Raw genomic sequence first — 6279 nt, 5'->3', positions numbered from 1 at the left:
ACTGGAATAATAATGAATCCTCCTGTATTTATTGTTTTAAGCACTGCCTAGCCCTTAACTGAACCGTATTGGGGTATGAAGTACCCAGTAGTCAATCAAATGTGAGCGTAATCCAACGCGATAGGCACAGCCAATTCCAATCAGAATGCTGATTGCCAGTAGAACTGTAAGCTGTAGTCCTTGCAGCAGCATTAAAACCCACAGTGGCGGAACTTTTGCCAGTCTTTCTGGAGACAGTTTCGCCAACTGTTGCTCAACTAATGGAACCGACGTAATCATCAACATCGCAATTCCCGCACTGCCCAAAGCAAATAGAAACCCAAATTGTTTCAAAACTGCCATTGATTCAATCTCCAGAGACATCAGAATACTGGGTAGACACAATGCCAAGATAGAGAATGACAACTGGTGAATAACGCCACCTTATTCTGAAGTATCATTCTATTTCTCGTAAAATCAAGTCCGGTTGTTCTCTCTTGAAATGGATCAATTCACTGTGAGTCCACAATCAAAAATCAACTCGCTGTATATCCGCCATCGATCGTTAAGGTATTTCAATTGTTTAAGAGTGGCGACATTTGCATTCCAATCAGTTCAATGGAGCGCATCAGTTGGGTGTGGTTCATCTGCGCGTTGTCCATTTGAAAAGTTACTCTCGAAATGCCGCCGAGCGATTCGCTATGACGGCGGATTTTCTCCGCCACTTCTTCGGGACTGCCGACGAGTAACGCGCCGGTCGCGCCGCGCTGCGCGTCAAAATCGGCACGCGTAACAGGCGGCCAGCCTCTCTCTCTGCCAATTTTAGTGAAGGTTTCGGCGTAGCCCGGAAAAAATTCTTCAACGGCTTGTTCAGTCGTGTCGGCGACATAACCGATTGAATGCAATGAAACTTTTAATGTTTCGGGCGCGTACCCGGCGCGCGCTCCAGCATCGCGGTATAAATCTACGAGCGAGCGAAAGCGATGCGTTTCGCCGCCGATAATGGCAACCACGAGCGGCAGTCCAAGCATTCCGGCGCGGAGAAAGGATTGCGGCGTACCGCCGACCCCGATCCAGATGGGAAACGGTTTTTGCAGCGGACGCGGATAAATTGCTTGGTTTTCCAGCGCGGGGCGAAATTTGCCCGACCAATCGACTGTTTCATTGTCCCGAATTTTGAGCAAGAGTTCGAGCTTCTCAGCGAAAATCTCGTCGTAATCGCCGAGACTAAATCCAAATAGCGGAAAGGCTTCGGTGAACGATCCGCGCCCGACAACCATTTCGGCGCGACCTTTTGAAATCAAATCGAGCGTGGCGAATTGTTGAAACACACGTACCGGGTCAGCCGCGCTCAGCACCGTAACCGCGCTGGTTAGACGGATGCGCTCGGTGCGTGCGGCGGCAGCGGCGAGAATAACCGCGTTTGCCGAATCTAAAAATTCATGCCGATGATGCTCGCCGATACCGAAGATATCCAAGCCGGAACGATCCGCCTGCTCTATTCTCTCCAGCAGTTCGGCGACAGACTGCGTGGCATCCGCCGTTTCACCATTTTCACTCGTTCCAACCGAGGCAAAACTGTCAATTCCGACTTCCATATCATTTCCCAAGCGTTTTGCGAATGAAATAGACTTAATCCGAAATAGTAGAAAGCCTTGCTGTACGAGTTAAGCTACTGTTCTCTCGCTCAGCAAAGAACGCCTAACCATCATCAACTCAGAGGGGGCGCGCTACTACCACGATCTGAATTATCAGGGAGCGGAATGAATTCAGTTTCACCGGGAACCGCCGGGAAGCGGCGGTCTTGCCAATCTCGTTTTGCCTGCTCGATACGCGCTGAGCGGCTCGACACAAAGTTCCAATACTTTGTGCGATCGCCCACTGGTGCCCCGCCGATAATCATTGCTTTTGCCTCAGCCCCCGCACTGATATTTACTGATTCATCCGGCGCTAAAACGGCTAGACGATATGGCTCTAAAGGCTTTCCATTTACGAATAGGCCGGATGTGACGCTATAAACTGCCCTTTCTAAACCTTCTATTGGCGCTAGCTGAAATTGACTACCCTCCGTGAAAACGAGCGCTAGGTAAAGAGTAGCAGAGTAGGTTTTAACTGGTGATTGGTGAGACTGATAGCTACCGGCGATCAAGGTCGCGCTGGTGTCTGTTTGAGTCCACCTTGGTAAATCAGTCGCCGAATAATGTGAAAAGCTGGGTTCAACTTCTTCAGCGATTTCGGGGAGGGCAATCCAGGTCTGAATGCCGTGAAGAGTAGATTCTTTCTCTCTAAAGCTCTCGGGCGATCGCTCAGAATGAACAATACCTTTGCCCGCTGTCATCCAGTTCACCTCGCCCGGAAAAATCTCTTGTACTGTACCTAGACTATCTCTATGCAGAAGGCTTCCTTCAAACAAATAGGTAACCGTCGCTAAATTGATGTGTGGATGGGGTCTAACATCGACGCCTTTTCCAGCCGGGAAAATAGCTGGGCCTAAGTGATCAAAGAAGATGAAAGGTCCAACCATTTTTAGGATTTCACTCGGTAAGATGCGCTGTACACTAAACCCACCTAAGTCATGCTTTTCAGGCGTGATTAATTGCTGAATACTCATTTTTGTACGATCCATTCTTAGTTGACGTTGTGGACGAAGATACAATCTTAGTTCTGTTTCTGCTTCAGATTCTTGCCTAACTCAACTTCAATGTAATGAGTGCCAAGACTCGATTTCTTTCAGATTCTTAGGACAACTTTTCAGATTCTTATAGTGCTAGCGAATCTGCTTGGGGGTCTTTCCCGTGAATCGCTTGATGTGCTGCGTCAAATGGCTTTGACTGGAGAAGCCTACTTGTAGGGCAATGTCTGCGATCGCCAAATCTGTTTTCGATAGCATCAACTTTGCCTGTTCCACGCGCTGTTGAATCACGTACTGACGGGGAGAAATTCCCATTGTTTTCTTAAACAAACTTGCAAAGTAAGTCGGGCTAATATTGAGCACTTCTGCAAGCTCAGTCAGTGACAAATCTCGATCAAGGTGAGTACGAATATAGCCGAGCACTTGCTGTAATCGGATGTGTGTTAAGCCTTTGCGCTTGGTTTCAAGGGTTGGCGTTGTAATTGTTAGCATGGTTCAAAGATTGGCAATTTGCTCAACAAAACAGGCAAAAGCTAGCCATCGTGCATTCGATCAGTGCAATATTTTGCATTGCCGATCGACTACTGCGCTACATATCCACCATCTACCAGCAATGTTGCACCTGTTGTGAACGATGCCATGTCAGATGATAAAAACAGGACTGCATTTGCAACTTCAAGAGGTGTTCCAACCCGTCCGATCGGGTGAAGTCCTGCCATGTAAGCTCTAACTTCCTCCTGCCCACCTGTCGCTGCTTCAAACATATCTGTTTCGATTACCGCTGGTGCAACGACATTGATGCGAATCCCTGCTTTGGCATATTGGAGCGCAGCCGCTTTTGTCAAGCCTATTACTGCACTTTTACTCGCGGTGTAGAGGGGGAAGGTAGGAAATGCAACGACTCCATTCGCAGATGCCATATTGACGATCGCACCACTTCCCTGTTTCAACATCTGAGTAATTTCATGTTTCATTAACAACCAAACGCCTTTGACATTGACATTCATCGTGCGATCATATTCCGCTTCTGTTTGCTCAATCAATGAGGGGTTTTCGCCGATAGTTCCTGCATTATTAAAGGCAATATCTAACCGACCAAAAACACTCACCGCTTTATCAACTATTGCTTCAACATCGGCTTCTTTTGTGACATCTGCTTGCACAAAAATCGCCTCTCCGCCAGCTTCCTTAATCAATCGAACAGTTTCTTCACCTTCATCAATTCGACGACCCACCACCACCACCTTTGCTTGTTGTTGGGCGTAAGCGATCGCGGTTGCTCTACCAATGCCCGATGTTCCTCCCGTCACTAAAGCAACCTTGTCTTTAAGCATCATGATAGTTACCTCTTGTTGTGAATGGCTGTGTCACTTTGTCAAAAACTCAATGAGCAATACGTGTAGGAGCCAGCAATAAGAAGCGCCTCCTACAACCAGGATGAGTACGATCCTGGCTGCGTGCCCCATAAATTCAGTCCTGCCAGTTCCATGCCGATCAATACTGACCTACGGCGATCGGCAACTCACGTTCAATGGTTCGCAATCGTTGCGAAAAATCATTCAAGATACGTTGACGAATTGCATCTGTTTGGCGAACGGGGGCATAAACAATCTGCGGAGCAAGAACGTCAAAACCAGCGAATTGTAGCATCCCTCGCTGAATTGGGCGCAGAATAGCATGGATATCACCGTTAAAACCGCCTGCAAGATAGTCCTCTTCTGTGCTACCTGTGGTCAACGAGAGCATTGCTTGCTTACCTCGAAATCTGCCCGTTTCATAAATATGTCCATTACCGTAAACACGCCCCATAACAAAGACGCGATCGACCCACCCCTTCAAAATTGCAGGGACACTGAACCACCACAAAGGGAATTGCCAAATCATCAGATCGCACCATTCCAGTTTTTGGATCTCAACTTCAATTTCTGGAATGAATCCTCCAACTTCAGTTGCATACATCTCTTCAAGTTGCTGCTTAAAGTAGTCAGGATCTTTGACAGACGTAAAGTTGCGGCGATCGGATGCAGGCTCAAATCTCATGGTATGGAGATCTGAATATTGAACATCATGCCCAGAGTCTTTGAACGTGTCAATTGCTGTCTGAAACATTGCTCCGTTAAAGCTTTTCGACTCTGGGTGTGCAAGAACAATCAAAACTTTCATGTGAGTTATCTCGTTTTCTAAGTTTCTAAACTTTTGCTAGGGCTGGATAATCCAGATAGCCTTTTTCACCACGGGTATAGAACGTGGCTGGGTCAGGCGAGTTGCGATCCTGGTTGCAAAATGGCGGGTTTAGGCATTGATATTTGCTGGCTCCTACACTTAGTCGCGATCGCTGGCACGATCGATCAGTGCGTTTGAGGGCAAGCTCGGATCAAGTACCTTGCGCGCACTGTCAACCCCTACAACGGGCAGTGTACCTGGATCAAGCATGCCGAGTTGAACCAATACACTCGCCTGATCCCAGTAGATGTGTTCATGGGCTAGCTTGCCGCCACGGAACCGGATAATCGCTACCACTGGCACTTCAACACGTTTCCCTGTCGGAGCAATGCCGGGTAGCATCCAGTCCATCTGAATGGTATGAGTGAACTTAGCCACCATTTCATCGACGAGTTGATTAGTCCCGATCGTGCGCGAGATTGGGGTCAACTCCATGTCGGGCGGCATCTGTGAAATCAAGTATTTGGAATAAAACTCGCGCACTGCTGGTTTCTCGACTCCCCCAGTCATTACCGGGATGTGGTTAACGTAAGCATCTTCACGCATCGTAGCGAGGGCATCTTCAGTACTGTGAGTGCCAAACTCGTACTGTAAATGCTCTTCCCAAAGTGCTTGCAAATACTCCTGGGCTGGTGTCAAATTGGTAGTTGCTTGTAAATTTGCTTGTCCGTCTACAGTTTGCTCTTTGACCATGATTAAATACTCCTGGTTCTATCTATCTAAAGTGTCTTGAATTCCAATGCTTGACTGCTTTCAGATTCTTAAAATGATTTGTCAGATTCTTGTGATGTTAGTGAACTTGTTTCAATGGACGTATAAGCATTCAGCGCCTGTTTCACGAATCTGTTTGGCGGTTTTTTCACCTTCTGCGTCGCGTCTGCCTGAGAATACTACCTTTGCTCCAGCAGCACCGAGCGCGATAACTTCGTTAAGCTTTCCTTCGGAACGCTGCGCGAACGCTAACGCTGTTGCTCTACCGATTCCCGATGTGCCTCCGGTGACTAACGCCACTTTATCTTGCAGTATCATTCTGTTTCTCGTGTTTTAATTTCATCAGTTTGTATCGGGTAAATTTGTCTCAGCAACTCAGTGACTTCTTGCGCGATCGCAATCAGGGCATGATTAACTGAGGAGTCGTGAAGAGAATCAGTCTGAGGTGTACCTTCATGCCCAGACTTATTCTTGCCTTGTACTAGTGAATGCATCATAGAACTATCCTCAATGAAATACTGATTTGTAATTGACTAAATCAATACCCAGGAATTCAGTTGTTGGCATATCAACTGTTGTCATGGTTCAAAAAGCGGTAATTTTGTTCCGTGAAACAGGCAAAATCTACCCATCAAAATTAGATAGCTTGCAGCACTTAAGTAGGTAGGCGGGAAAAATTATCTTTATGTGACGAAACATTAAGTAGCGTGATTAGAGTGAAATTTAATACGTTG

The 6279-nt window shown here is 47.1% G+C and carries 9 protein-coding genes; all 9 read right to left on the bottom strand.

Going from position 1 to position 6279, the window contains the following annotated elements; all coding sequences use genetic code 11:
• Positions 1-54 precede the first annotated feature (54 nt).
• Positions 55-342: a hypothetical protein gene (locus QUA47_RS29885; protein WP_333433484.1), complete on the bottom strand. Its 288-nt coding sequence runs from the start codon at positions 340-342 to the stop codon at positions 55-57.
• Positions 343-554: 212 nt separating this feature from the next.
• Positions 555-1577 carry an LLM class flavin-dependent oxidoreductase gene (locus tag QUA47_RS29880; RefSeq protein WP_333408144.1) on the bottom strand — a complete coding sequence of 341 codons (1023 nt, stop codon included), beginning with the start codon at positions 1575-1577 and terminating at the stop codon, positions 555-557.
• Positions 1578-1690: 113 nt separating this feature from the next.
• Complete coding sequence (locus QUA47_RS29875; protein ID WP_333408145.1) at positions 1691-2605, bottom strand: pirin family protein; 915 nt, start codon at positions 2603-2605, stop codon at positions 1691-1693.
• Between the two features lie 141 nt (positions 2606-2746).
• Positions 2747-3103, bottom strand: a complete 357-nt coding sequence (locus QUA47_RS29870) for an AraC family transcriptional regulator (protein WP_333408146.1) — start codon at positions 3101-3103, stop codon at positions 2747-2749.
• A gap of 89 nt (positions 3104-3192) precedes the next feature.
• Positions 3193-3948, bottom strand: a complete 756-nt coding sequence (locus QUA47_RS29865; protein ID WP_333408147.1) for an SDR family oxidoreductase — start codon at positions 3946-3948, stop codon at positions 3193-3195.
• A gap of 157 nt (positions 3949-4105) precedes the next feature.
• Positions 4106-4774, bottom strand: a complete 669-nt coding sequence (locus tag QUA47_RS29860; RefSeq protein WP_333408148.1) for an NAD(P)H-dependent oxidoreductase — start codon at positions 4772-4774, stop codon at positions 4106-4108.
• A gap of 159 nt (positions 4775-4933) precedes the next feature.
• Positions 4934-5527, bottom strand: a complete 594-nt coding sequence (locus QUA47_RS29855) for a nuclear transport factor 2 family protein (RefSeq protein ID WP_333433483.1) — start codon at positions 5525-5527, stop codon at positions 4934-4936.
• Between the two features lie 111 nt (positions 5528-5638).
• A complete protein-coding gene (locus QUA47_RS29850) occupies positions 5639-5863 on the bottom strand; it encodes an SDR family NAD(P)-dependent oxidoreductase (protein ID WP_333433482.1) in 225 nt (74 codons plus the stop codon).
• Positions 5860-6042: a hypothetical protein gene (locus tag QUA47_RS29845; protein ID WP_333433481.1), complete on the bottom strand. Its 183-nt coding sequence runs from the start codon at positions 6040-6042 to the stop codon at positions 5860-5862. Before QUA47_RS29845 ends, QUA47_RS29850 begins: the two co-directional genes overlap by 4 nt.
• Positions 6043-6279 lie beyond the last annotated feature (237 nt).

Origin of the sequence: Microcoleus sp. MON2_D5, assembly GCF_036701905.1 — a bacterium.
In the GTDB taxonomy this organism is placed as follows: Bacteria; Cyanobacteriota; Cyanobacteriia; order Cyanobacteriales; family Microcoleaceae; genus Microcoleus.
The sequence above is the reverse complement of the archived record's forward strand: the minus strand, read 5'-3'. Positions and strand labels throughout refer to the sequence as shown.

Bases quoted from the DNA above. Each gene is read 5' to 3' on its own strand.
- QUA47_RS29885 (WP_333433484.1), bottom strand. From the start codon at position 342: ATGGCAGTTTTGAAACAATTTGGGTTTCTATTTGCTTTGGGCAGTGCG.
- QUA47_RS29880 (WP_333408144.1), bottom strand. From the start codon at position 1,577: ATGGAAGTCGGAATTGACAGTTTTGCCTCGGTTGGAACGAGTGAAAAT.
- QUA47_RS29875 (WP_333408145.1), bottom strand. From the start codon at position 2,605: ATGGATCGTACAAAAATGAGTATTCAGCAATTAATCACGCCTGAAAAG.
- QUA47_RS29870 (WP_333408146.1), bottom strand. From the start codon at position 3,103: ATGCTAACAATTACAACGCCAACCCTTGAAACCAAGCGCAAAGGCTTA.
- QUA47_RS29865 (WP_333408147.1), bottom strand. From the start codon at position 3,948: ATGATGCTTAAAGACAAGGTTGCTTTAGTGACGGGAGGAACATCGGGC.
- QUA47_RS29860 (WP_333408148.1), bottom strand. From the start codon at position 4,774: ATGAAAGTTTTGATTGTTCTTGCACACCCAGAGTCGAAAAGCTTTAAC.
- QUA47_RS29855 (WP_333433483.1), bottom strand. From the start codon at position 5,527: ATGGTCAAAGAGCAAACTGTAGACGGACAAGCAAATTTACAAGCAACT.
- QUA47_RS29850 (WP_333433482.1), bottom strand. From the start codon at position 5,863: ATGATACTGCAAGATAAAGTGGCGTTAGTCACCGGAGGCACATCGGGA.
- QUA47_RS29845 (WP_333433481.1), bottom strand. From the start codon at position 6,042: ATGATGCATTCACTAGTACAAGGCAAGAATAAGTCTGGGCATGAAGGT.